The organism is Bradyrhizobium sp. USDA 4503, assembly GCF_054055815.1.
Map to the genome: position 1 here is coordinate 7,182,898 of NZ_JBSRXS010000001.1, position 24,837 is coordinate 7,207,734.

Annotated in this window: 23 protein-coding genes and 1 tRNA gene; 8 read left to right on the plus strand and 16 right to left on the minus strand. The window is 65.1% G+C overall.

Annotated features, from left to right (window positions below; all coding sequences use genetic code 11):
• Window positions 1-67: 67 nt before the first annotated feature.
• On the plus strand, window positions 68-874 hold the full coding sequence (locus tag ACVMIH_RS34235) for an SDR family NAD(P)-dependent oxidoreductase (RefSeq protein ID WP_057016613.1): 807 nt from the start codon (window positions 68-70) through the stop codon (window positions 872-874).
• A 153-nt stretch (window positions 875-1,027) separates the two neighbouring features.
• Here ACVMIH_RS34235 and ACVMIH_RS34240 read toward each other — a convergent pair whose 3' ends face one another.
• The 7 genes from ACVMIH_RS34240 to ACVMIH_RS34270 form a co-directional block, all read right to left on the minus strand.
• Window positions 1,028-1,981 carry a ribose-phosphate pyrophosphokinase gene (locus ACVMIH_RS34240; protein WP_028344316.1) on the minus strand — a complete coding sequence of 318 codons (954 nt, stop codon included), beginning with the start codon at window positions 1,979-1,981 and terminating at the stop codon, window positions 1,028-1,030.
• Window positions 1,982-2,160: 179 nt separating this feature from the next.
• Entirely contained in the window at window positions 2,161-2,781 is a 621-nt protein-coding gene (locus ACVMIH_RS34245; protein WP_456853131.1) for a hypothetical protein, read from the minus strand.
• A 102-nt stretch (window positions 2,782-2,883) separates the two neighbouring features.
• A complete protein-coding gene (locus ACVMIH_RS34250; protein WP_057016611.1) occupies window positions 2,884-3,816 on the minus strand; it encodes a MerR family transcriptional regulator in 933 nt (310 codons plus the stop codon).
• A 136-nt stretch (window positions 3,817-3,952) separates the two neighbouring features.
• The gene (gene pgeF / locus ACVMIH_RS34255) at window positions 3,953-4,720 is read right to left on the minus strand and encodes a peptidoglycan editing factor PgeF (protein WP_076825521.1); all 768 of its coding nucleotides are present in this window, start codon (window positions 4,718-4,720) and stop codon (window positions 3,953-3,955) included.
• Window positions 4,717-5,775 carry a class I SAM-dependent methyltransferase gene (locus ACVMIH_RS34260; protein ID WP_168856587.1) on the minus strand — a complete coding sequence of 353 codons (1,059 nt, stop codon included), beginning with the start codon at window positions 5,773-5,775 and terminating at the stop codon, window positions 4,717-4,719. The genes pgeF and ACVMIH_RS34260 overlap by 4 nt, the downstream gene beginning before the upstream one ends.
• 99 nt (window positions 5,776-5,874) lie before the next feature.
• On the minus strand, window positions 5,875-6,717 hold the full coding sequence (lgt, locus tag ACVMIH_RS34265) for a prolipoprotein diacylglyceryl transferase (RefSeq protein WP_229193255.1): 843 nt from the start codon (window positions 6,715-6,717) through the stop codon (window positions 5,875-5,877).
• Between the two features lie 15 nt (window positions 6,718-6,732).
• Complete coding sequence (locus ACVMIH_RS34270) at window positions 6,733-7,467, minus strand: dienelactone hydrolase family protein (protein ID WP_168856578.1); 735 nt, start codon at window positions 7,465-7,467, stop codon at window positions 6,733-6,735.
• 177 nt (window positions 7,468-7,644) lie between these two features.
• Here ACVMIH_RS34270 and ACVMIH_RS34275 point away from each other — a divergent pair, with 177 nt between their 5' ends.
• The 4 genes from ACVMIH_RS34275 to ychF all read left to right on the plus strand — a co-directional run bounded on the left by ACVMIH_RS34275 (window position 7,645) and on the right by ychF (window position 10,730).
• Window positions 7,645-7,905 (plus strand): accessory factor UbiK family protein, encoded by a 261-nt coding sequence (locus tag ACVMIH_RS34275; protein ID WP_050384261.1) that lies wholly within the window; start codon window positions 7,645-7,647, stop codon window positions 7,903-7,905.
• Window positions 7,906-8,180: 275 nt separating this feature from the next.
• On the plus strand, window positions 8,181-8,903 hold the full coding sequence (locus ACVMIH_RS34280; protein WP_168856580.1) for a 50S ribosomal protein L25/general stress protein Ctc: 723 nt from the start codon (window positions 8,181-8,183) through the stop codon (window positions 8,901-8,903).
• A 55-nt stretch (window positions 8,904-8,958) separates the two neighbouring features.
• Window positions 8,959-9,573: an aminoacyl-tRNA hydrolase gene (pth, locus tag ACVMIH_RS34285; protein ID WP_456853129.1), complete on the plus strand. Its 615-nt coding sequence runs from the start codon at window positions 8,959-8,961 to the stop codon at window positions 9,571-9,573.
• A 59-nt stretch (window positions 9,574-9,632) separates the two neighbouring features.
• A complete protein-coding gene (gene ychF / locus ACVMIH_RS34290; RefSeq protein WP_057016605.1) occupies window positions 9,633-10,730 on the plus strand; it encodes a redox-regulated ATPase YchF in 1,098 nt (365 codons plus the stop codon).
• Window positions 10,731-10,970: 240 nt separating this feature from the next.
• Here the strand turns inward: ychF and ACVMIH_RS34295 are convergent, their stop codons facing one another.
• The gene (locus ACVMIH_RS34295; RefSeq protein ID WP_018269815.1) at window positions 10,971-11,246 is read right to left on the minus strand and encodes a metal-sensitive transcriptional regulator; all 276 of its coding nucleotides are present in this window, start codon (window positions 11,244-11,246) and stop codon (window positions 10,971-10,973) included.
• 65 nt (window positions 11,247-11,311) lie between these two features.
• Between ACVMIH_RS34295 and ACVMIH_RS34300 the strand changes: the two genes are divergently transcribed.
• Entirely contained in the window at window positions 11,312-13,705 is a 2,394-nt protein-coding gene (locus tag ACVMIH_RS34300; protein ID WP_456853125.1) for a heavy metal translocating P-type ATPase, read from the plus strand.
• A 163-nt stretch (window positions 13,706-13,868) separates the two neighbouring features.
• Here the strand turns inward: ACVMIH_RS34300 and dapA are convergent, their stop codons facing one another.
• From dapA to trxB, 3 genes are all read right to left on the minus strand, one after another.
• Complete coding sequence (gene dapA / locus ACVMIH_RS34305; RefSeq protein ID WP_456853122.1) at window positions 13,869-14,783, minus strand: 4-hydroxy-tetrahydrodipicolinate synthase; 915 nt, start codon at window positions 14,781-14,783, stop codon at window positions 13,869-13,871.
• 530 nt (window positions 14,784-15,313) lie between these two features.
• Window positions 15,314-16,234, minus strand: coding sequence for a LysR family transcriptional regulator (locus ACVMIH_RS34310; RefSeq protein ID WP_026192264.1), 921 nt, complete (start codon window positions 16,232-16,234; stop codon window positions 15,314-15,316).
• A gap of 2 nt (window positions 16,235-16,236) precedes the next feature.
• Window positions 16,237-17,202: a thioredoxin-disulfide reductase gene (trxB, locus tag ACVMIH_RS34315; RefSeq protein ID WP_057017037.1), complete on the minus strand. Its 966-nt coding sequence runs from the start codon at window positions 17,200-17,202 to the stop codon at window positions 16,237-16,239.
• 282 nt (window positions 17,203-17,484) lie between these two features.
• On the opposite strand from trxB, the gene ACVMIH_RS34320 reads away from it, so the two are divergent.
• Complete coding sequence (locus ACVMIH_RS34320; RefSeq protein WP_456864780.1) at window positions 17,485-17,967, plus strand: Lrp/AsnC family transcriptional regulator; 483 nt, start codon at window positions 17,485-17,487, stop codon at window positions 17,965-17,967.
• A 125-nt stretch (window positions 17,968-18,092) separates the two neighbouring features.
• On the opposite strand, the gene ACVMIH_RS34325 is transcribed toward ACVMIH_RS34320, so the two are convergent.
• The 5 genes from ACVMIH_RS34325 to ACVMIH_RS34345 all read right to left on the minus strand — a co-directional run bounded on the left by ACVMIH_RS34325 (window position 18,093) and on the right by ACVMIH_RS34345 (window position 24,113).
• Window positions 18,093-18,488 carry a DoxX family protein gene (locus ACVMIH_RS34325; RefSeq protein ID WP_057017035.1) on the minus strand — a complete coding sequence of 132 codons (396 nt, stop codon included), beginning with the start codon at window positions 18,486-18,488 and terminating at the stop codon, window positions 18,093-18,095.
• A gap of 324 nt (window positions 18,489-18,812) precedes the next feature.
• Window positions 18,813-19,286, minus strand: coding sequence for a transcription elongation factor GreA (gene greA / locus ACVMIH_RS34330; protein WP_018269816.1), 474 nt, complete (start codon window positions 19,284-19,286; stop codon window positions 18,813-18,815).
• 197 nt (window positions 19,287-19,483) lie between these two features.
• Window positions 19,484-22,948, minus strand: a complete 3,465-nt coding sequence (gene carB, locus ACVMIH_RS34335; RefSeq protein ID WP_456864782.1) for a carbamoyl-phosphate synthase large subunit — start codon at window positions 22,946-22,948, stop codon at window positions 19,484-19,486.
• Window positions 22,949-23,270: 322 nt separating this feature from the next.
• Window positions 23,271-23,346 (minus strand) — tRNA-OTHER (locus tag ACVMIH_RS34340).
• A 77-nt stretch (window positions 23,347-23,423) separates the two neighbouring features.
• Window positions 23,424-24,113, minus strand: coding sequence for a class I SAM-dependent methyltransferase (locus ACVMIH_RS34345; protein WP_057017034.1), 690 nt, complete (start codon window positions 24,111-24,113; stop codon window positions 23,424-23,426).
• Between the two features lie 123 nt (window positions 24,114-24,236).
• On the opposite strand from ACVMIH_RS34345, the gene ACVMIH_RS34350 reads away from it, so the two are divergent.
• Window positions 24,237-24,764 carry a Dps family protein gene (locus tag ACVMIH_RS34350; RefSeq protein ID WP_456864784.1) on the plus strand — a complete coding sequence of 176 codons (528 nt, stop codon included), beginning with the start codon at window positions 24,237-24,239 and terminating at the stop codon, window positions 24,762-24,764.
• The last annotated feature ends 73 nt before the right edge of the window (window positions 24,765-24,837 follow it).

Consider the following 24,837-nt stretch of genomic DNA (forward strand, 5'->3'; position numbering starts at 1 on the left):
TCGCTCTCGCCCGCGGCGCGTTCGGTTATGCTTGCGGCATAAAACCAAAACGCGCGGGAGGCGCCCCATGACCGAACAACATTCCTCCGACTGGCTCGGGCTGTCGGGCCGCGTTGCCGTCGTCACCGGCGGAGGCGGCGGTATCGGCCGCGCTACCGCGGTCAGTTTCGCGCGGGCCGGCGCCAGGGTCGCCGCGCTCGATCGCGACGAGCGCACCCTCGCGGAGACCAAGGCAAAGCTTGGCGAGTTCGGCGACGGTCATCTCGTCGCGACCTGCGACACGACCAGCGAGGACAATGTCGCGGCAGCCGCCGACGCCGTCGCGCGCACGCTCGGCGCTTGCGACATCCTCGTCAACACCGCGGCGGTGCTGCGCCCGGGCGGGCTCGACACGCTGCCGCTCGCGGAGTGGAATGCGGTGCTGGCGGTCAATCTCACCGGCTATTTCATCTGCGCCCAGGCGTTCGGCCACCAGATGCGCAAGGCCGGACGCGGCAGCCTCATCCACGTCGCCTCGATCGCTGCCAGCAATGCGCAGGGGCAGAGCGGCGCCTACAGCGTCAGCAAGGCCGCGGTCGTCATGCTCTCGCAGCAACTCGCCGCCGAATGGGGGCCGCATGGCATCCGCAGCAATGTGGTGAGCCCCGGCCTTGTCGTGACGCCGATGAGCCAGGCCTTCTACGACACGCCAGGGGTCACCGAGCGGCGCACCGCCGTGGTGCCGATGCGCCGGATCGGAGCACCGCAGGACATGGCGGACGCGACCCTGTTCCTAGCCAGCGACCGCTCGTCATACGTCAATGGTGAGGAGATCATCGTCGATGGCGGCTATGCGCGGACGCTGATGAGCCACGTTCCACGGCCGGGGTTCTAACGCGTCTGGCGCCACATACTTGGTGTCGTCCCTGCGAAGGCAGGGACCCATAACCACGAATGTTTGTTGTCACGAAAGCTGGGGCCACAGTGGCTCTCCACAATGGAGGCCTGTGGTTATGGATCCCGGCTTTCGCCGGGACGACAGTGGGGCTTAATCGAACAGGCTGGAAACCGACTCTTCCGCCGCGGTGCGGCCGATCGCTTCGGCAATCAGTCCGGCGATCGAGATCTGGCGGATGTTCGGTGCCTTGTTGACGGCTTCCGTCGGCAGGATCGAGTCGGTGATGACCAGTTCCTTCAGACGCGACGAGGCGATGCGCGCGGCGGCGCCGCCGGACAGCACGCCGTGGGTGATGTAGGCCGAGACTTCCTTGGCGCCGTGCGCGATCAGCGCCTCGGCCGCATTCACCAGAGTGCCGCCGGAATCGACGATGTCGTCGACCAGGATGCAGTTGTAGCCGGCGACGTCGCCGATCACGTTCATCACCTCGGACTCGCCGGGGCGCTCGCGGCGCTTGTCGACGATGGCGAGCGGGGTGTTGATGCGCTTGGCGAGGCCGCGGGCACGCGCCACGCCGCCGACGTCGGGCGACACCACCATCACCTTGGCGAGGTCGAACTTTTCTTTGATGTCGCGCACCATCAGGGGCGCCGCGAACAGGTTGTCGGTCGGGATGTCGAAGAAGCCCTGGATCTGGCCGGCATGCAGGTCGAGCGTCATGACGCGGTCGACGCCGGCGTGCGAGATCAGGTTGGCGACCAGCTTGGCCGAGATCGGCGTACGCGAGCCGGACCTGCGATCCTGCCTGGCATAACCGAAATAGGGCACCACCGCGGTGATGCGGCGCGCCGAGGAGCGGCGCAGCGCGTCGGTGATGATCAACAGTTCCATCAGATTGTCGTTGGCCGGAAACGACGTCGACTGCAGGATGAACATGTCCGAGCCGCGGACGTTCTCCTGGATCTCGACGAAGATCTCCATGTCGGCGAAGCGCCGGACCACGGCCTTGGTCAGTTCGATGCCAAGTCCCTTGGCGATGTCCTGCGCCAGCGCAGGATTGGAGTTGCCGGCGACGAGTTTGATTGATCCGTTCTTTGCCGACATCGATGCTTCCCCCCGCGCCTTGCTGGATACGACGTTCAGCATCTCAAGTCCTTACAGAACCGGCGGGTTTTCGGTGCGCGAGGGAATATCAGGCAGGCGCATCCGATGGCAACCCATTAGCCGGGCTTGGCCGCCGTTTTCCTGGGCAAAAAACGCATTTCCCCGGGCGATAACGGGGTTTAGTCGGCGGAATAGCCGAGCGCCACGGTCTCGGGCGCGGCGGCGGCCGGGGCGCTTGCCACCGTGGGCCCGCGGAGGTCCGGTGCCGGGGCGGGCGCGGAGCCGTCCGCCGGGCCGCCATTGATCATGCCGGACAGGCCGCTGAGGCCGGCCTGGGCGATCTTGCGCAGCACCAGGTCGTCGGCGGCGGCCCACGCGTCGCGGCCGGCCTTGCCGGCGGGCTCCTCGCCGGAGAGCCGCAGCGCGCGTTGCTGGTTGCTGTCGTAGACGTCCCACACCCACGCGATCATGGTGCGGCCGCGCACCACCTGAGCCGACAGATAGCTGCGCACGCGATAGGCGGCAGCGCCCTGGCGCGACACGATCGACAGGCTGCGCAGCTTGGACTCGCTGTCGAGCACGCCGACCATGCGGTCGAACACCTGGGGCGGCGGGCCGTCGATCGATTCGAACGCAACCGTTGCGCCGCTGCTTGCCGGCGTGGCCATGGCGTAGGAATCGGCCACGTTGCCGCCGGCCGCGCAGCCGCCAAGCGCGCACGCGATCGCGAGCCACGAGCATGCGATCGCGGCACGCACGGCTGTCCCAGTTTGAAACTGGCGGTTCGACGCTTCCCTCATTGCGTCCTGCGATATCGTTAAAACGGCTTAACGTCTAGGGCAGGACGGCCACAGCGCTTAACCGATCCGGGCGGCGCGCCGCGAGGTTTCGGATTTCCCTGCTCAGTCAGAGAGATGGTGCCGCATGGCTGCAGTGATCCAGGCCCATTCGCGGTTCGGGCTCGCGTCCGGCGATTGCCCGCGCATGATGGCGACGAGCTCCCAATAGCGCGCCGCACGGGCGTCGTGCAGGGCATATTTGCCGCGGATCCAGTTGCGGAATTCCAGATCAGGTTTTCGCTTCAGCAATCGCGCCGATGTTTCCAGCCAGTCGCGGGCCAGCGCCTGGCCCACCTCCGACGTCGGGCCGAGGTCGGTCGCGATAATCTCCTTGGCTCTCGCCAGCACGGTTTCGTTGGCCGCTTGCCAGGCGGTGAGATCCAGCACGTGGTGATTCCAGACGTCCTCCGCGTTGGCGCGGATGTTGGCGACGAGGGAAGGGTCGTTGAGCATCTCCGAAAGCTCGATCCAGGCATCGCACTGCTCGGGCGTCGGCTCGTCGGGCAATTCGGGCACGCTGGTCTCGATCATCTGCCGGATCCATTTCCGGTCGATGTTGATACCGTCGGACACCTTCTCGAAAAAGCGTTCGACGACGTTGCGGCGCTCGGCGCGGGACAGCTGCGTCATGGTCAAAAATCTCCTCAAGTCTGCTTCGGTGAGTTGCGGTGAACGCAACGCAGCCCGCAGGGCCGAGGCGACGCGGCGCTGTGCCGCGATCTCCGCTTCCAGCGTCTCGAGGCGAAGCTGCAGCGCCTCGACCAGCGAGAGTTCCTTGGTCAGGACCTCGCGGATAGCATCGAGACCGAGCCCCGCATCGCGCAGACAGCGGATCAGGTCGAGGCGAACCAGTTCGTCGTCGGTGAAGACGCGATAGCCGCTCGCGGTGCGGCCGGCCGGCGGCAGCAACCCCTGGTCCGAATAGAAGCGGAGCTTGCGGACGGAAATTCCGCTGAGCCGTGCCGCCTCGCCGATGCTGTAGGTGCGTTGTGTCATGCGCCGCTTGTCCGGTCTCCAGCAGGTGGAGAGTCAAGACGCTTGTCGCACAAAAATCGCCAGATTTTATCTTGACGCGTTTTCTTCACCGCGAACCGGTATCCACTTCGCGGGAAAACGCGTTGGATGCCCGGCGTCAGCCTTCCAGCGCGATGGCGTGAACGAGTCGGCCGTAATCGGCTTCCTTGCGGTGCACGGAGCGGCGGTAGCTGAAGCAGCGCTCGTCGGAATAGGTGTCGATGCCGAGATCGTCGATCATCAGCACGCCGGCATTTTCCAGCCGCATGCGGATGAAGCCGGCAAGATCGAACATCGCGTGTCCGTCGCGTTCGGCGGGCATGAAGAACATGCCGTTCTCCGCATCGGCCTCGATGAAGCGTTCGACGAATTCGTTGCCGACCTCGTAGGATTCCTTGCGGATCAGCGGGCCGATGGCGGCGACGATGCCGCCGCGCTCGGCGCCGAGCTTCTCCATCGCGTCGATGGTCGATTCCAGCACGCCGGTCAGCGCGCCCTTCCAGCCGGCATGCGCCGCGCCGATCACCCGCGCATTGGGATCGACGAACAGGATTGGGCCGCAGTCGGCCGTCGTGACCGATATCGCAAGGCCCTCGGTGCGGGTGACGAGCGCGTCCGCCTTCGGGCGCGCGGCGCCATTCCATGGACCGGTCACGGCCACGACGTCAGGCGAGTGAACCTGATGCACGCTGACGAGGTGATCGAGCGGCACGCCGAGCTGCGCCGCCATCCGCCGCCGGTTCTCCGCGACCTTGGCTGGATCGTCACGCGAGCCGAGCCCGCCATTCAGCGCGGCATAGATGCCCTCCGACACGCCGCCCTCGCGCGAGAAGAAGGCATGGCGCAGGCCCGGAATGGCCGACAGCAGCGGTGATCCCAATGTCATTGTTCGGTCTCGTCAGGCTGATCGCTCAATCCGGCGATCGAGGTGAGGCGCGGGTCGGAGATGGCCATGACCTTGAACATCGAGCCCATCCCGCCGCGCCCGGAATCGGTCAGCCGCTTCAGCGCACCGGCAACGTCGGCGGAGACTTCGGGGCTTGCTTTCGCCATCAGCCCGGCGGCACGGGCCTCGACGCCGAGACGCTTGAGGAAGTCGCCCTGCGTCGCCGGTCCGTGGACGCGCGCGCCGACATCCTCGGCGGCCCGCGCCAGGGCCTGGAAATCGACATGCGCGGTCACGTCGGCCTGTCCGGGGTTCTTCAGCGGGTCGGCGAAGCTGTGGCGCGCGATCGCCTGGAAGGTGTCGCCGGCGTCGCTGCGCAGATGGCCGTAATCGATGATCAGCGCGGCGCCGTCCTGGTCGCGCAGCCGCGTGGCGAGCTTCATGATCTCGTTGTCGGGCCGCCATTCGAACACTGCCCCGAGTGGCGCGGCGCGCACCAGCGGCGGCAGCAGCACCTCGAAATGCGGTGTCGGCTCTGGCGCGGGCGCGAAATACAGGTTGCCATTGGCATCCATCCCGACCGTCCGCTCGTGCCAGCCGGTCTCGCGGCGGACCATCTGGTGGATCGGCAGCACGTCGAAATATTCGTTGGCGAGGATCACCGCCGGTCCCTCGGGCACGTCGTCGATGCTATCGTGCCAGGTGATGTTGCGCACGCCCGTCAGCGTGGCGTACTGCTTCTCGCGCAGCACCGGGTTGACCTCGACGAGGTGGATGCTGAGCGACTGGTAGAGCGGCGGCAGCACGCGCAGCGCACGCAGCGCGTCGGACATCATGGTGCCGCGGCCGGGCCCGAGCTCGATCAGGCGGAACGTCTCCGGCGAGCCGATCGCGCGCCAGATCGAGGCGCTCCACAGCCCGAGCAGTTCGCCGAACATCTGGCTGACCTCGGGCGCCGTGGTGAAATCGCCCTCGCGGCCGAGCGGATCACGCGACAGATAGTAGCCGTACCGCGGATGCATCAGGCACAATTCCATGTAGCGCCAGACAGGCATCGGCCCGGACAGCTTGATCAGCTTCCTGATCTCATCCAGCAGCGGGGAGGGTTCGTTCACGGCCTTCCTTGGATTGCACTTGCTTTGGATTGAACTTGTTCAGGTTGAACTCGGTGCCGGACCGTTCGCCCTGCGGCGGACGGCGGCCGTGATGATGATAACGCCCACGATGATCATTGGCACCGACAGCAGCATGCCCATGGTTAGTCCGCCCCACAGGAATCCGAGTTGCGGGTCGGGCTCCCTGAAGTGCTCGCCGATGATTCGGGCAACGCCATAGATCGTGATGAAGCTGCCGAGGATCAGGCCGGGACGCTTGAGCGCACCCATCCGGATCATGATCGCCAGCGCCGCGAACAGCACGATGCCCTCGAGCCCGGCCTCGTAGAGCTGGCTCGGATGCCGCGGCAGCGGCCCGCCATTAGGGAAGATCATGGCCCAGGGCAGGCTCGGATCGGCGTGACGGCCCCATAATTCGCTGTTGATGAAATTGGCAAGCCGGCCGAGGAACAGCCCGATCGGCGCGACCGCGGTGGTGATGTCACCGAGCGACAGGATCGGGATGTTGTTGCGGCGGGCAAACAGCATCACCGCGGCGACGCAGCCGAGGAAGCCGCCGTGGAACGACATGCCGCCCTTCCACAATTCGAGGATTTCGGCCGGATGCGCGATGAAGAAGGGCAAATTGTAGAACAGCACATAGCCGGTGCGGCCGCCGACGATGATGCCGATGGTGACCCAGAGGATGAAATCGTCGAGCTGCGGCATCGTGATCGGCGCCGGGCCGCCCCACAGCCGTTCCTTCTTGATCAGCGAGCGGGCGTAGATCCAGCCCAGCACGATGCCGACGATATAGGCCAGCGCATACCAGCGGATCACGATCGGCCCGAGCGAGAGCGCGACGGGATTGAACACCGGAAAGTCGATCAGCAGGAACGGCATCGTGCGTCTTGAGGCTCAGCCCACGAGGTTGCGCCGGTAAAGCGCGAGGAGCCGCTCCCAATGGCGTTCGGCGGCGTCGCGGTCATAGACCGGACGCTTGGGGAACGCAAAGCCGTGATGCGTGCCGGGATAGATCTCGACCTCGTTGTTCGATCCCTTCATGCCGGCCTTCACCTGCTCGATGATGTCCTGTGGCGCGTAGATATCGGTCTCGGCGCAGGCGAAATAGAGTTCGGCCTTTGTCTTTTGCGCGGCAAGATGCGGACTGTCGGGCTGGTCGGTCGCCAGATGCGTGCCGTAGACCGAGGCGGCGGCCTTCACGCGATCGCCGAAATGCGTCGCCGCGTTCACCGCATAGCGGCCGCTCATGCAATAGCCGACAGTGCCGATGATCCTGGTGTTGGCGGCCTTCTGCGTCTCGGCATAGGCGAGCAGGCCCTTGGTGTCTTCCATCACCAGCGGGATGTTGAGCGAGTGCATCAGCTCGAACATGCGCTTGCGCTCGGGCGATTCCGGATCGGGATTGATCGGGCCGAGCTCCATCACGCCGGCGCGGTAATACAAATTGGGCAGCATCACATAATAGCCTGACGTGCCGAGCCGGCGCGCCATGTCGCGCAGCTCCTCGCGGATCGCCGGCGCGTCCATGTAGAAGATGACGACGGGGAAGGGGCCGCCGCGCTCGGGATGGGTGATGAAGGTGGTGGTCTTGCCGTCCTTGGTCGGGATCTCGACGGTCTGGTCGATCATGGCGCTTCTGCTCGCGTTATGTGTGCGATTTCTGTTGTGAGTTCATACGATTGCAAGGAAACCGGAGCATGACAAGGCAAGCCTCAGGAGGCCTGCCATTCGCGGCGGACTTGAACCGGATGGCTGAGATCGCCATTGTCTTTGGCGCGAGGCAGTGAACGCGGAGAGTTTTGCGAAATGACCCAGACCAGCAACCGGTTTTTCGATGAGATCGGCCGTCTGATGAACGATGCCGCGGGCGCCGCCCAGGGCGTCAAGCGCGAGGTCGACACGGTCATGCGCAACCAGGCGGAACGGATCCTGCGCGACCTCGACGTGGTGAAGCGCGAGGAATTCGACGCGGTCAAGGACATGGCCCGCCTGGCGCGCGAGGAGAACGAGGCGCTGAAGGCGAGGATCGCGGCGCTGGAGGCCAAGCTCGGCGGTACGGCCGGCTGATACGGCCCGGAGCGCAGTCCCGTAGCCCGGATGGAGCGAAGCGCAATCCGGGGCCGGCCCGCGGAGGCAGTGGTCCCGGATTTCGCTTCGCTCCATCCGGGCTACGATCCTCGCTCGGTAACCCGAGAAAAATCCCTTCATTTCCTTGTCATTTCGGCCCTTTGGGGCTAAAAGCCCGCCACGTCCGCGGCCCCCGCACCCCTGGAGGCTTGCTGTGGACCTGAGCATGGGCCGCGCTGCGGCCTTTAACTTTTTAAATACAAGGACTTAACGCTATGGCGACCGTCAAGGAATTGAAGGCGACCGCGCGTCCGAAGAGCGGCAAGGGGGCCGCCCGGGCAGAGCGTCGCGCCGGGAGAGTTCCCGGAGTGATCTACGGAGACAACCAGCCCCCCGTCACCATCTCGGTCGACGACCGTGAACTGCGCCAGCGCATCCTGGCGGGCCGGTTCCTCACCACGCTGTTCGACATCGATCTCGAGGGCAAGAAGCATCGCGTGATTCCGCGCGACTACCACCTCGACCCGGTGAAGGACTTCCCGGTCCATGTCGACTTCATGCGGCTCGGCGAAGGCGCCACCATCCGCGTCAGCGTGCCGCTGCACGTCGTGAACGCCGAAACTGCCCCCGGCGTCAAGCGCGGCGGCACCGTGAACATCGTCACCCACGCGCTCGAGCTCGAATGCGCGGTCGACAACATTCCGCAATACATCGAAGCCGACGTCGGCAGCCTCGAGATCAGCCACTCGCTGCATCTCACCGACATCAAGCTGCCCAAGGGCGTGAAGTCGCTGACCCGCGAGGACGCGACCCTGGTCACCCTCGTGCCGCCGTCCGGCTACGCCGAAGAGCAGAAAGCTGCGGCTGCGGCTGCTGCCGGTGGCGCTGCTCCGGCCGCGGGTGCTGCAGCTCCGGCCGCTGCGGCGGCTCCGGCTGCGGGTGCTGCGGCTCCGGCCGCGGGTGCCAAGGCTCCCGCCGGTGGCGACAAGAAGAAGTAATCGATCAGGTCGGCGCGCGATCGTCTGATGGCGCGCCGACGCGGGATGCCGCGCCATGCGCCTCTTTGTCGGTCTCGGTAATCCCGGCGCGAAATACGCCAGCAACCGGCACAATATCGGTTTCCTGGCGGTCGATGAGATTGCACGGCGTCATGGTTTCGGACCATGGCGCCGTCGCTTTCAGGGCGAGACCTCCGAGGGCGTCGTCGATCGCGAGAAGGTCGTGCTGCTGAAGCCGACCACCTACATGAACGACTCCGGGCGCGCGGTGCAGGAAGCGGCGAACTTCTTCAAGGTCGCGCCCTCCGACATCACCGTGTTCCAGGACGAGCTCGAACTGCCGCCGGCCAAGGTGCGGGTCAAGATCGGCGGCGGGATCGCCGGCCACAACGGCCTGCGCTCGATCTCCGCGCATATCGGCAACGAGTATCGGCGGGTGCGGCTCGGGATCGGTCATCCCGGCGTCAAGGAGCTCGTGCACAGCCACGTGCTGTCGGACTTCGCCAAGAGCGACCGGGCGTGGGTGGAGGCCTTGTGCCAGGCCGTCGCCGACAATGCCGGCCTGCTGGCTGCGGGGCACGACGCGTCGTTCGCCAACAAGGTGCATCTGACGATGCAGGCCAAAGGATTTTTCGACAAGGGTGAGAACGGCGGCGAGAAGCCGGCCTGATCTCCCTTTCGTCATCGGCACGAGCCCGCCATGACGAACCAGAGATTATTGAGGAAGACATGGGATTCAAATGCGGGATCGTCGGGCTGCCTAACGTCGGCAAGTCGACGCTGTTCAATGCGCTGACCGAGACGGCGGCCGCCCAGGCGGCGAACTATCCGTTCTGCACCATCGAGCCGAATGTCGGCGAGGTTGCGGTGCCCGATCCGCGGCTGGAGAAGCTCGCGGCGGTCGCGAAGTCGGCGCAGATCATTCCGACCCGGCTGACCTTCGTCGACATCGCGGGCCTCGTCCGCGGCGCGTCGCAGGGCGAAGGTCTCGGCAACCAGTTCCTCGCCAACATCCGCGAGGTCGACGCCATCGCCCATGTGGTGCGCTGCTTCGAGGATTCCGACATCACCCATGTCGAAGGCAAGATCGCGCCGCTCGCCGACATCGAGACCATCGAGACCGAGCTGATGCTGTCCGATCTCGACAGCCTCGAGAAGCGCGTCGACAACCTCTCGAAGAAGGCCAAGGGCAACGACAAGGAAGCCAAGGAGCAGCTCGAGCTGGTCAACCGCGCGCTGGTGTTGCTGCGCGACGGCAAGCCTGCCCGCGGACTGGAACGCAAGCCGGAGGAGGAGCGTGCGTTCCGCATGCTCGGGCTCTTGACCTCGAAGCCCGTGCTCTACGTCTGCAACGTCGAGGAAGGCTCGGCCAAGGACGGCAACAATTTCTCCAAGGCAGTGTTCGAGCGCGCCAAGGAGGAGGGCGCGGTCGCGGTCGTGATCTCGGCCAAGATCGAATCCGAAATCGCGACGTTGTCGCGTGAGGAACGCACTGACTTCCTGGAGACGCTGGGTCTGGAAGAGGCCGGCCTCGATCGGCTGATCCGCGCCGGCTACCGGCTGCTCGATCTCATCACCTATTTCACCGTCGGCCCGAAGGAAGCCCGCGCCTGGACCATCGACCGCGGCACCAAGGCGCCCGCTGCCGCCGGCGTGATCCATACCGATTTCGAGAAGGGCTTCATCCGTGCCGAGACCATCGCCTATGCCGACTACATCGCCGGCAACGGCGAAGCCGGCGCGCGCGATGCCGGCAAGCTGCGGCTTGAAGGCAAGGAGTACGTCGTCGCCGACGGCGACGTCATGCATTTCAGATTCAATACCTGAGCATCGATTTCGAGAGAGCTTTTTCCCCACGTCGTCCCGGCGAAGGCCGGGACGACGCTGAATGTGCGGGTGCCGCTCTTTCCCACGTCGTCCCGGGCAAGCGAAGCGCGACCCGGGACCCATAACCACAGGGTCGCGTTGTTGAAGCGAGCTGTGGCCTAGCTCGCTCCATCCCGGCGTCCTGTGATTATGGGTCCCTGCTTTCGCAGGGACGACATCGAGTATGGGGTGGCGCTTAGATCACCTATCCGCACGGCCGATCACGTCCATCAACTCGGCGATCTTGCGCCGCTGGTCGGCCTTGTCGCCGGACGAGATCGCATGCTCGACGCAATGCGCCACATGATCGCGCAGCACCTCTTCCTCGACGCGGCGCAGCGCCGCGCGCGCGGCCGCGATCTGCGTCACCACGTCGATGCAATAGCGGTCGTCCTCGACCATGGCGGCCAATCCGCGGATCTGACCTTCGATCCGTTTGAGCCGTTTTAAGCAGGATGTCTTGACCTCGTCTCTCATAGGTCTCATATACCCCCCTAGGGTATCTAAATCAAGAGGTCGGATTACCGGCCGGGAAGAGTTTCGTGGCACACGCAAAGCACGACCATTCGCACGCGGATCATCACCACAATGGCGCGGCCGCGCATTCCTGCTGCGGCGGCAAGCATGATCACGACACGCCGCCGGCCGAGACGGCGTTCGCGATCGATCCGGTCTGCGGCATGAAGGTCGACCCGGCGACCGCCAAGCATCGCTTCAGCTACCAGGGCGAGGAGTACCTGTTCTGCAGCGGCCGCTGCCGCGAGCGTTTCGAGGCCGACCCTCAGAAGTATCTCAAGCCGCGTGAAGAGGAGCCGCCGGCGCCCGCGGGCACCATCTACACCTGCCCGATGCATCCCGAGGTGCGCCAGGTCGGCCCCGGCAGCTGCCCGATCTGCGGCATGGCGCTGGAGCCCGAGCAGGTCTCGCTCGACGACGGTCCCGATCCTGAACTGATCGACATGACGCGGCGGTTCTGGATCGGTCTCGCGCTGACCGTGCCGGTGTTCGTGCTCGAGATGGGCAGCCATCTCGGATTGATGCAGCTGGTGCCGCAGCACTGGTCGAACTGGGTCTCACTCGTGCTGGCGACGCCGGTCGTGCTGTGGGCCGGCGCGCCGTTCTTCGTGCGCGGCTGGCAGTCGCTGGTCACCCGCAATCTCAACATGTTCACGCTGATCGCGATGGGCACCGGCGTTGCCTATGTCTACAGCGTGGTCGCGACGCTGGCGCCGCAGCTATTCCCGCCCGCGTTCCGCGACATGCATGGCGCGGTCGCGGTGTATTTCGAGGCGGCGGCGGTGATCACGGTGCTGGTGCTGCTTGGCCAGGTGCTGGAATTGCGCGCCCGCGCGCAGACCTCGGGCGCGATCCGCGCGCTGCTCGGTCTCGCGCCGAAGACCGCGCGGCGCATCACCGATCATGGCGACGAGGACATCGACATCGATGCGATCAAGGTCGGCGACCGCCTTCGCGTGCGGCCGGGCGAGAAGGTTCCGGTCGACGGCGTCGTCGTCGAGGGCAGTGCGGTCATTGATGAGTCCATGGTCACAGGCGAGTCGATGCCGGTCACGAAGGCCGAAGGCGCGAGCGTGATCGGCGGTACGGTCAACCAGAGCGGCGGCCTCGTGATGCGCGCCGAGAAGATCGGCCGCGACACCATGCTGTCGCGGATCGTCGACATGGTGGCGAAGGCGCAGCGCTCACGCGCGCCGATTCAGCGGCTCGCCGATCGCGTCGCCGGCTGGTTCGTGCCGGCGGTGATCGCCGCTGCCGTGCTCGCCTTCATCGCCTGGACGGTGTTCGGCCCTGAGCCGCGCCTGACCTTCGCGCTGGTCGCCGCCGTCACGGTGCTGATCATCGCCTGTCCGTGCGCGCTGGGATTGGCGACGCCGATGTCGATCATGGTCGGCGTCGGCCGCGGCGCGCATTCCGGCATCCTGATCCGCGACGCGCAGGCGCTGGAGCGGATGGAGGCGATCGACACGCTGGTCATCGACAAGACCGGAACGCTCACCGAAGGCAAGCCGAAGGTCGTGCGCGTCATTGCCGCCGAAGGATTCGACGAGAGCGATCTGCTGCGCGTTGCCGCCAGTGTCGAGCAGGGCAGCGAGCACCCGCTGGCGCAGGCGATTATCGCCGCCGCCGGGGAGCGCAAGCTCGCATCGTCCGCCGTCAGCAATTTTGCCTCGCCCTCCGGCAAGGGCGCGACCGGCACGGTCGAGGGCAGGCAGGTTGCGCTCGGCAACGCGGTGCTGATGGCCGAGCTGAAGATCGCGACGGCAGCGCTCGACGAGGCGGCCGAGGCCGCACGGCGGGACGGCGCCACGGCGATCTATGTCGCGGTCGACGGCCGCATCGCCGGCGTGATCGCGATTGCCGATCCGGTCAAGCCGTCCGCGACCAGTGCGTTGCAGGCGCTGCGCGCCGAGGGCCTGCGCATCGTGATGCTGACCGGCGACAACGAGACCACCGCGCGGGCGGTGGCAAAGACGCTCGGCATCGACGACGTCCAGGCCGGCGTTCTGCCGGAGCGCAAGAGCGAGGTCGTGCAGCGGCTGCGCGGCGAGGGGCGCACCGTCGCGATGGCCGGCGACGGCGTCAATGACGCGCCGGCGCTCGCCGCCGCCGATGTCGGCATCGCGATGGGCGGCGGCACCGACGTCGCGATCGAGAGTGCCGGCGTCACGCTGCTCACGGGCGATCTGATGGGCCTGGTGCGCGCGCGGCGGCTGTCGGTCGCGACGATGCGCAACATTCGCCAGAACCTGGCGTTCGCGTTCGTCTACAACGCCGCCGGCGTGCCAATCGCAGCCGGCGTGCTGTATCCGCTGTTCGGCATCTTGCTGTCGCCGATGGTCGGCGCCGCCGCGATGGCGCTGTCCTCGGTCAGCGTGATCGGCAATGCGCTGCGGCTTTCGCAGGTGAAGCTGGACTAGGCGTCTCTTACCTCGCCCCGCTTGCGGGGAGAGGTTGGATCGCATCGCAAAATGCGATCCGGGTGAGGGGGACTCTCCACGAGTCTGTCTCTCGCCTTTTGTGCGGAAGCAGCCCCTCACCCCAGCCCTCTCCCCGTAAGAACGGGGAGAGGGAGCGGAGCGATCACGCTGGCAGCAGCAGCTGCGCGCGGCGCTCCATCTCGGCGTCGAGCCAGGTTGCGAGATCCTCGCTGACCGCGACCATTGGCAGCCGCACCTCGGGGCTGTCGATCAACCCCTGCCGCCACAGCCAGTGCTTGGCCGGCGCGGGGCTCGGTTCGGCGAACAGCAGCCTCGTCAGGCCGACGACGCTCTGCCAGGCGGCCAGCGCCGCGTCGCGCTGGCCCTGCTGCAGCAGCGTGCGGATCGCAGCGAAGGTGTTTGTTTCCAGATGTGCGGACAGCAGGATCGCGCCGTCGGCGCCGTCCGAGAGCGCATCGAAGGTTTGCGCGTCCTCGCCGGTCAGCACGCGAAAGCCGGCCGGCCGGCGGTTGAGGAAGTCGATCGACTGCGCGCGGTCGGCGCAGCAATCCTTCATGCCGGCGATGTTCGGATGGTCCGCGAGCGCCAGCAGCGTCTCGTTGGTCAGGTTCACCGACGTGCGATAGGGAATGTTGTAAAGCACGATCGGCCACGACGCGTGATCGGCGAGCGCGTTGAAGTGCTGCACGAGCCCGCGCTGCGAGGGCCTGATGTAATAGGGGCTGGCGATCAGATAGCCGTTGATCGGCCAGTCGGCCGTATCATCCAGCGCTTCCTTCATCCGGGCGGTCGAGGCGCCGGAGAGCCCGAGACAGACCGGCAAATGGCGGGAGCTGGCACTGAGCTCGTCGAGCACGACGCTCACCAGCCCCTCCAGTTCCTCCACGCTGAGCGCCATGCCCTCGCCGGAGGTTGCGCCGAGAATGAACCCGTCGACGCGGCCATTGGCGTAGTGCCGTACGAGACGCCGCAGCGACGTGACGTCGAGCTCGCCGTTACGGAATGGCGTGATCAAAGGCAGCCAGAGGCCCTGCAATTGCTGATGTAGATCGGTCATGTTCCATCTCCTTAAGAAGGCAAAGCCGGAGACGGGACCAACAAAAAACCCCGTCCAGGCGGCGGGGTTTCGGGATCGGTCTGAATGCGAAGGTGATCTTATCGCGCGCGATCTCGTGTCCCCGGGAGGGGAGCTTTTTTCGACGACAGAACGGCGCACGAAGTCGTGATCATGGGATAATGATGCTGCGCTGCGAGGTTGTTGTCAATGCACATGCTGATCGGCGCGTGCGGCGCGTTTTGCGCATGCCATGGAGGTGAAAAGGCACGGCGATGAAAAAAAGCCGGGCTCGAGTGAGCCCGGCTTAAGGTATTGGCCACGTGAGGCCGACACAATCACCTTCCAAGAGGGATTACTGAACTTCCGCGCCACTGGAGGAGGGGGACATATGCGCGACGCGAACGCTCAGCGTGTAAGCACTATGATCCCCATCGACGGCTTGCAGCAACTATCCAGGTCGCATGTCAGTCATGCGGAGACCGGGGGCAGCACGGATATCCCTATAAAGCAGCCCTATAAGGGCGGCTTAATCACGACGGCCAGCGCTGCGCCTTGCTGACCACGAAGTCGCGGAACACCTGCACCCGGGCCACCGTCTTCAGCTCTTCCGGATAGACGAAGTAGGTGTCGAGCGCGATCGAGTCGGACTCGCCGAACAGCTGCACGAGGTTGTTCTGTTCGACCAGATAGTCCGGCAGCGCGGCGATGCCGAGGCCCTGCTGGCAGGCGCGCACGAGGCCGAGGATGTTGTTGACCTTGAAGTAGGGCTCGCGCGGACCGGAGCCGTTGCGGCCGGCATCGATCAGCCAGCTGCGGTTCTGCAGATGCGCCGGCACCTGCGAGTCGCCGAGCATGATGATGCGGTGCGAGTCGAGATCATCGAGCGTGCGCGGCGTGCCGAAGCGCTTGATGTATTCCGGCGAGCAGTAGGCATGGAAGCCGATCGAGAACAGCTTGCGCTGGATCAGGTCCGGCTGGGTCGGCTTGCGGGTGCGGATCGCGACGTCGGCCTCGCGCATCGAGAGGTCGAGATCCTCGTCGGTGACGATCAGCGAAATCCGGATGTCGGGATAGAGCGCGGTGAACTCGTCGAGCCGCGGGATCAGCCAGTTGATGCCGAGCGCCGGGGGCGTCGTGATCTTGAGGTCGCCGCTCGGCCGCTCGCGGCTGTCGGTGAGCTTTGCGCGGGCCGCCTGCAGCTGCATGAACACGTCATGCGCGGTGCGGAACAGGAGGTCGCCCTGCTCGGTGAGGATCAGGCCGCGGGCGTGGCGGTGAAACAGCGACACCGAGAGCTCCTGCTCCAGCGCGCTGACCTGGCGGGAGACTGCCGATTGCGACAGGCCAAGCTGTTCGCCGGCATGCGTGAAGCTGCCCGCCTCCGCCGCTGCGTGAAAGACCTTCAGCTTGTCCCAATCCATATCCGTAAATCCGTCGCGAGATCGTGCCATGATTATTCCGCCGCTGCGCGATCGCTCGCGCGAAGAGCCAGGAAGCGTTCCGCCTCGAGCGCAGCCATGCAGCCGAGGCCGGCGGCGGTGACCGCCTGCCGGAAGGTTTCATCCGCCACGTCGCCCGCGGCGAACAGGCCGGGCATCGAGGTCGCGGTGGAGTTCGGCGCAACCTCGACATAGCCCGACGGTTTCAGCTTGATCTGGCCTTTGACGAGCTCCGTCGCCGGCGCATGGCCGATCGCGATGAAGACGCCGTCGGTTTTGAGGTTCGTGAGCGCGCCGGTCTTGACGTTCTTCAGCCGCACATGGGTGACCTTGTTCGGGTTCTCCGATCCGCAGATTTCGTCGATCGCCGAATCCCACACCACCTTGATCTTGGGATTCTTGAACAGCCGCTCCTGCAGGATGCGCTCGGCGCGGAAATGATCGCGGCGATGCACGATGGTGACCTGGGAGGCGTGATTGGTCAGGTACAGCGCTTCCTCGACGGCGGTGTTGCCGCCCCCGACCACCACGACGTCCTTGCCGCGGTAGAAGAAGCCGTCGCAGGTCGCGCAGGCCGACACCCCGCCGCCCTGGAACTTTGCTTCCGAGGGCAGTCCGAGCCAGCGCGCCTGGGCGCCGGTGGCGAGGATCACGGTCTCGGCGAGATAGACGTCGCCGGAATCGCAGGTCAGGCGAAACGGGCGCTGGCCGAGTTCCAGCTTGTTGACGAGATCGGTGACGATCTTGGTGCCGACATGGGCCGCCTGCTTCTCCATCTGCTCCATCAGCCAGGGGCCCTGGATCACATCGGCGAAGCCGGGATAGTTCTCGACGTCGGTGGTGATGGTGAGTTGCCCGCCCGGCTGGATGCCCTGGATCAGCACCGGCTCGAGCATCGCGCGTGCCGCGTAGATCGCTGCGGTGTAACCGGCGGGGCCGGACCCGATGATGACGACCTTGGCGTGGACAGGCGCGGGCATTAGCTGATCCCTCTCTGCTGGGGACTTTGACGGGGACTTGTGTGGGAAGCACCCCGGAAGCAGGTCACGGCGGTGCTGAAAGTGTCAAATCCAAGTCTAAGATATCTGGGAAGCTATGCAAGATTTGCAATCCATGGCAGCGATTTTTCCCCGGAACTGAAGTCACATTCGCGAAATCGTGCGCTGCACGCGCAATAAAATTGCGCAATGCCAGCGGGCTGCGCTATGAGAGTTGCCGGCGGACCCGCCAAGCCTTCCAAACCCCTAGGGAACTGTAGTCGCGTGTCGAAGAACCTTGACGAGATCGACCTCAAAATCCTCGCCGAGATCCAGGCCGATGGCCGAATCACCAATGTGGAACTGGCCAAACGCGTCGGTATCTCGCCGCCGCCGCCCTGCCTGCGCAGGGTCCGGGCGCTGGAGGAGGAAGGCTACATCCAGGGATACCGCGGCCTGCTCGATCCGCGCCGCCTCGGCTACGACGTCACGGTGTTCGCCTCGGTGCATCTGTCGAGCCAGGCTGACGCCGATCTCCGCGCCTTCGAGAATTTCGTGCGCGCCGAGCCGCTGGTGCGGGAATGCTGGATGCTGTCGGGCGAAGTCGACTTCATCCTCAAATGCGTCGCGCCCGACATGGCGACGTTCCAGGATTTCGTCACCCACCTGACGGCCGCGCCGCATGTGCGCAACGTCAGGACGTCACTGGTGCTGCACAATTCGAAATATGAGGCCGCGGTGCCGCTGGGATTGAAGGCGGTGGGCTAGAGCGCTGTGCGCGTCATTCCGGGGCGATGCGTTAGCATCGAGCCCGGAATCTCGAGATTCCGGGTCTGACGCTAACGCGCCATCCCGGAATGACGTCGTCAATGAGTGGGAAGCGCCTAGCGCTGCTACCTCTTCCCCATCGCAGCGTCGACGCTGATCGGACCCGGACCCGAGGTCGCGAGGTAGAGGCAGGCGAAGCAGAACGCGATCGCCAGACTGCCGTTATTGAGCAGCGGGTAGAACCCTTTTGGGAAATGGCCGATGAAGTAAGCGAAGGCCATTTCACCCGCCAGGATAAAGGCTACGATCCGCGAGAACAGGCCAATCATCAGGAGCCCGCCGAGCACCAATTCGAGGGCGCCGGCCGCGCCGATCAATGAGAACAGCTCGACCTTCTCGAACATTGTCCCGGGTGGGAATTTGAAAATTTTGGCAACGCCGAACTGAAACAGCAGCAGTCCGGTGATGAACCGGAACAGGCTGAGCGCCACCGGCTGGAGCTTGGAGAACATCTGGTCCATTGTCATTTACCCCCTGTTTGACACACTGGAACGTTGCAAGATGCAGAAACACACGGTGTCCGCCACCGGAGTGTGATGTCAACACCTTGCGCCTGGAATCATTCCTCGCGCGATGGCAGTTGCGAGAGAACGCGGCAGTGACACGGTGACGCGCAGCGATGCGTGTTGCGACGCAATCGTCAGCCCGAACTCCGTCCCCCGACATGATTATACTGCATAAACATGTCACGGCCTCACTGGCATGGCGTGCAGCGGGAGAAACGCGGGGCATAAAAAAAGCCGCGTGCGGGACGCGGCTTTTCTGCACCAGTCACGTGAAGGTAACTACCGCCACTCGACCTTGGTGATCTCGTAGGCCTTGGCGCCGCCCGGCGCCATCACCTCGACGGTGGTCCCCTTCTTCTTGCCGATCAGCGCGCGCGCGAGCGGCGAGGTGATGGAGATGCGGCCCTTCTTGGCGTCGGCCTCGACTTCGCCGACGATCTGCCACACCGCCTTCTTCTCGGTGTCCTCATCGATCAGCGTCACGGTCGCGCCGAACTTGATGGTGTCGCCTGACAGTTTCGAAATGTCGATGATGTCGGCGCGCGCGAGCTTGTCCTCGAGCTCGGCGATGCGGCCCTCGTTGTGCGACTGCTCTTCCTTGGCGGCGTGATACTCGGCGTTCTCCGAGAGATCGCCGTGCGAGCGCGCTTCCGCGATGTGTTCGATGATGCGTGGACGATCCACCGATTGGCGATGCTTCAACTCGTCCGTCAGCGCGGCGTATCCGCCCGCGGTCATCGGAACCTTATCCATCATCTTCGTCCTTCATCGCGCGCGCCCGGCGGCCGTGCACGAATATCCAGTTCAGCTAACGCAGGAATCAGGGCGCCAACGCGCCCGGAAGCCCAGTGATACTCGGCCCCGCTAAGGGCCGTGACAACATCCAATCGCGCGGTGAGTTCCAGCCATTCGGCTAATTGACCGCTTCGGGCCTTCAGCCCGGGCAGCGGTCAGCTTTCGGAAAAGTAACTCTGAAGCGTGCGGACCTCAAGGTCCCCGTCCCGATAGGCCCGGATTCCCCGTGCGGCCGCCACCGCGCCCGAAAGAGTGGTGTAATATGGCACTTTATGCAAGAGGGCAGCCCGCCGCAGCGAGCGGCTGTCGGCCAGCGCCTGCGGACCTTCGGTGGTATTGAAGACCAGCTGGACGTCGCCATTGGTGATGGCGTCGACGATGTGCGGACGGCCTTCGAGCACCTTGTTCACCTTTTCCGTCGGCACGCCGTTGTCGCTGAGGTAGCGCTGCGTGCCCGAGGTTGCCATCACCTTGAAGCCGAGCGAGTGCAACAGCCGCACCGCATCCGCGATGCGCATCTTGTCGTCGCCGCGCACCGAGACGAACACCGTGCCCTGCCGCGGCACGCGCGTGCCGCCGCCGAGCTGGCTCTTCGCGAACGCGACCTCGAAGGAGCGGTCGATGCCCATCACTTCGCCGGTCGAACGCATCTCCGGTCCGAGCACAGTATCGACGCCGGGGAAACGCGCGAACGGGAATACCGATTCCTTCACGCCGACATGGCCGAGCTTCTTCTTCTTCAGCTTGAAGTCGGCGAGCTTTTCGCCGGCCATGATCCGCGCCGCGATCTTGGCGACCGGCGTGCCGATCACCTTGGCGACGAACGGCACGGTGCGGGATGCGCGCGGGTTGACCTCGAGCACGTAGATCTCGCCGTCCTTGATGGCGTATTGCACGTTCATCAGGCCGACCACGTCGAGCCCGAGCGCGAGCTCGCGGGTCTGCCGCTCCAGCTCCTCGATGGTCTTGGCGTCGAGCGAATGCGGCGGCAGCGAGCAGGCGGAGTCGCCGGAATGGATGCCGGCTTCCTCGATGTGCTCCATGATGCCGACGATGAAGGTGTCCTTGCCGTCGCAGAGGCAGTCGACGTCGACTTCGGTTGCGTCGGACAGATAGCGGTCGAACAGCAGCGGGTTCTTGCCGAGCACGGTGTTGATTTGCCCGGTCTTGTCGTTCGGGTAGCGCGCCTTGATGTCGGCGGGCACCAGCTCGGGCAGCGTTCCCAGCAGGTAGTCGTTGAGCTGGTTCTCCTCGCGGATGATCTGCATCGCGCGGCCGCCGAGCACGTAGGACGGACGCACCACCAGCGGCAGGTCGAGATCGCCGGCGACGAGGCGGGCCTGCTCGACCGAATAGGCGATGCCGTTCTTCGGCTGCTTGAGACGCAGCTTGTCGAGCACGCGCTTGAAGCGGTCGCGGTCCTCGGCGAGGTCGATCGCGTCGGGCGAGGTGCCGAGGATCGGCACTTCGGCGGCTTCGAGCGCGCGGGCAAGCTTCAGCGGGGTCTGGCCGCCGAACTGCACGATCACGCCGTGCAGCGTGCCGTTCTTGCGCTCGGTCGCGATGATCTCAAGCACGTCCTCGGCGGTCAGCGGCTCGAAATACAGCCGGTCGGCGGTGTCGTAGTCGGTCGACACCGTTTCCGGGTTGCAGTTGACCATGATGGTCTCGTAACCGGCGTCCTCGAGCGCGAAGCAGGCGTGGCAGCAGCAATAGTCGAACTCGATGCCCTGGCCGATGCGGTTCGGGCCGCCGCCGAGGATGATCACCTTCTTGCGGTCCGACGGCGCGCTCTCGTCGGCAAATTCGCCGGCGAACGGCCGCTCATAGGTCGAATACATGTAGGCGGTCGGTGAAGCGAACTCCGCCGCGCAGGTGTCGATGCGCTTGAATACCGGGCGCACCCCGAGCGTGTGGCGCTTGGCGGTGACGTCGGCCTCGGTGGTCTCCGTGAGCACGGCGAGCCGTGCGTCGGAGAAGCCCATCGCCTTCAGCATCCGCATGGCGAACGCATTGGTCGGCAGGCCGCTGCTGCGGATCTTGCCTTCCATCTCGACGATGGCGCGCAGCTCCGCGAGGAACCAGGGATCGATCTTGCAGGAATTGAAGATATCCTCGTTGGACCAGCCGAGCCGCATCGCCTGCGCGACCTGCAGCAGGCGGTTCGGCGTCGGCGTGCCGAGCGCCGCGCGGATCGCGTTCTTGTCGTCGCTGCGGCCGAGGCCCTCGATGTCGATCTCGTCGAGGCCGGTCAGCCCGGTCTCGAGCCCGCGCAGGGCCTTCTGCAGGCTCTCCTGGAAAGTGCGACCGATCGCCATCACCTCGCCGACCGACTTCATCGAGGTGGTCAGCGTGGAGGAGGCGCCGGGGAATTTCTCGAACGCAAAGCGCGGAATCTTGGTGACGACGTAGTCGATCGTCGGCTCGAACGAGGCCGGCGTCGCGCCGCCGGTGATGTCGTTGGCGATCTCGTCGAGCGTGTAGCCGATCGCAAGCTTGGCGGCGACCTTGGCGATCGGGAAGCCGGTGGCCTTCGAGGCCAGCGCCGACGAGCGCGACACGCGCGGATTCATCTCGATCACGACCATGCGGCCGTCGTCCGGATTGATGCCGAACTGCACGTTGGAGCCGCCGGTCTCGACCCCGATCTCGCGCAGCACCGCAATCGATGCGTCGCGCATGATCTGGTATTCCTTGTCGGTGAGCGTCAGCGCCGGCGCCACCGTGATGGAATCGCCGGTGTGCACGCCCATCGGATCGACGTTCTCGATCGAGCAGATGATGATGCAATTGTCCTTCTTGTCGCGCACCACCTCCATCTCGAACTCTTTCCAGCCGAGGACGGATTCCTCGATCAGCACCTCGTTGGTCGGCGAGGCATCGAGGCCGCGCTCGATGATGTCGAGATATTCTTCCTTGTTGTAGGCGATGCCGCCGCCGGTGCCGCCGAGCGTGAAGGAGGGGCGGATGATCGCGGGCAGGCCGATGTCGGACAGCGCCATCAGCGCTTCGGCCAAGGCCTGCTGCTGGTAGCGCTTGCGCCGCTCGTTCTCGCCGCCTTCCCACTGCCGTTCGAAGGCTTCGAGCTCGGGGCCGGACAGCTTGGCCTGATCGGCGAGGTATTTGTCGCGGTCGGACTTCTTCAGCGCCGACGCATTGGCGAGCCGCGACCTCGGCGTCTGCAGCCCGATCTTCTCCATGGCGTCGCGGAACAACTGGCGGTCTTCGGCCTTGTCGATGGCGTCGGCGGTGGCGCCGATCATCTCGACGTCGAACTTCTCCAGCGTACCCTGCTTGCGCAGCGACAGCGCGCAGTTCAGCGCGGTCTGGCCGCCCATGGTCGGCAGCAGCGCGAAGCCGCCGGGCACGACGTGGCGTTCCTTTTCGATGATCTTGGCGACGATTTCGGGCGTGATCGGCTCGATATAGGTCGCATCCGCCAGCTCCGGGTCGGTCATGATCGTCGCCGGGTTGGAATTGACCAGGACGATCCGATAGCCCTCTTCCTTGAGCGTCTTGCAGGCCTGCGTGCCGGAGTAGTCGAACTCGCAGGCTTGGCCGATCACGATGGGACCGGCGCCGATGATCAGGATGGTGGAGATGTCGGTTCTTTTGGGCATCAGCTCTCGCGGACTGGAATTTAGGCACAAAAAAAGGGCGCGCTTCCCGCGCGTCCCTCGAGCCATGCGCTACATGTTGTAGCGCCGGAAGCGCGATCCCTCGCGCGCGGGTGGTCTTTAGACCAGTTTCCGCACCCGCGAAACCCCCAAAAACGCGCAATCAACCGCGATTCTGGGGGAAAATCCGCATTCGGCGTATGCCCGGTTGGGGGTGCTCGGGATTGGGAGGGGCTACCGGCCCGGCTTCGCCCTGCGGGCTACGCCGCGGCAGCCTTCGCTACGAGAAGGCCTGCCGAGCCGAAGCTGCGTCAGCAGCGAAGGCTGGAGGCCCGGCCTGGATTTGAACCAGGATAAACAGTGTTGCACCACTGCCGCGTCGAAGCTTCCGCCACCGGGCCGAGTGGATCATTGCTGATTATTTCAGCGGCCGCCACGTTTACTGATGGGTAACGTTAATAGCCGGCGCAACCCAGGATCAGTGGTGCGCCACGAACGTCATCCGCCACGGATTGTGCCCGATGTTGCGCGGCGCGCGGCGGGCGCTGAACCCCGCGGCGCCGAGCTTGGCGATCATCTCGTCCTCGCGGTAGCGCTGCAGTCCGATCCGGGTGCGCAGCTGGCGGTAGTCGGACAGCGCGGTTGAAGCCAGCCCGACCAGCGCATCGCGCAGGAAACCGTGGGTCGCCGCAAAGCGCAGCAGGGCCGCGACGTCCCTCGCCATCCCGACTTCAGGCCGCAGGATATCGCCGAGCACGAACCGGCCCGAGGGCTTCAGCAGGCGGTGGATCACGTCGAACGCGGAATCGAGCTCCTGCGGCGTCATGTATTGCGCCACCGAGTTCATCACCACGAGGTCGATCGAGTCCGCGTCCATGTGCTTCAGGTCATCGAGCGAGCGGACACGGATGCGGGTGTCGGGCGCAAAGCGCGCGACCAGACGGCCGCGTACGCCGGGCGCCGGCTCCGCCAGATAGAGCTGGGCGCAGGCATTGGCGACCTTCGCCGCCGACAGCGCCTCGCCGCAGGCATAGTCGAGCACCACGGCATCCGGCGAAGCGATGTAGCCGATGATGTCGTTTGCGATGATCTGGAAATGCAGGTCACGGTGCAGTCGGCTCGCATAGATCGTATGCGTGGAATCGTAATAATCGATCCATTCATCCATCGCGTTTGGTATCCGGCAGAACGGGTTCCTGGCCTCAGGAACGGGTGGGCTGATGATGCGTTAGCGGTCCGGCGGCCAATGTTCAATGCGCCGAAATACGGGTTCCTAACAGGAAGGTCCAACGTGAGCAAAGCCAAGACTGACAAGATCTCGCCCGATCTCGACACGCCGAGCGACCTGCCGCAGGCTGCGGTGGACACGATCTGGGCCTCGCTCAACACGCTTCTGGCCGACGCCTTCGCGCTCTATTTGAAAACCAAGAATTTCCATTGGCACGTCAGCGGCCGGCATTTCCATGATTACCATTTGTTGCTGGACGAGCAGTCGGAGGCGATCTTCGCGACCACCGACCAGCTCGCCGAGCGGGTGCGCAAGCTTGGCGGCGCGACGCTGAAGTCGATCGGCGATATCGCCAGGCACCAGACCATCAAGGACAATGACGACGATTATGTGCCGCCGCGCGAAATGCTGCGCGAGTTGATGCAAGACAACAAGCACATGGCGGCTGCGATGCGCAAGGCGCACAAGCTGGCTGACGACCAGGAGGACTCCGGCACCGCAGGCCTGCTCGAAACCTTCATCGACGAAACCGAGCGCCGCACCTGGTTCCTGTTCGAGGCAAGCCGCCAGGAAGGCAGCAACGCGGCGTAAGCTGCGCGCCCGCACCCGCGAGGCAGCAATCCAGAGCTGCTTTGCTCCGGACTGCTTCGCGAAGCTTGCGGTC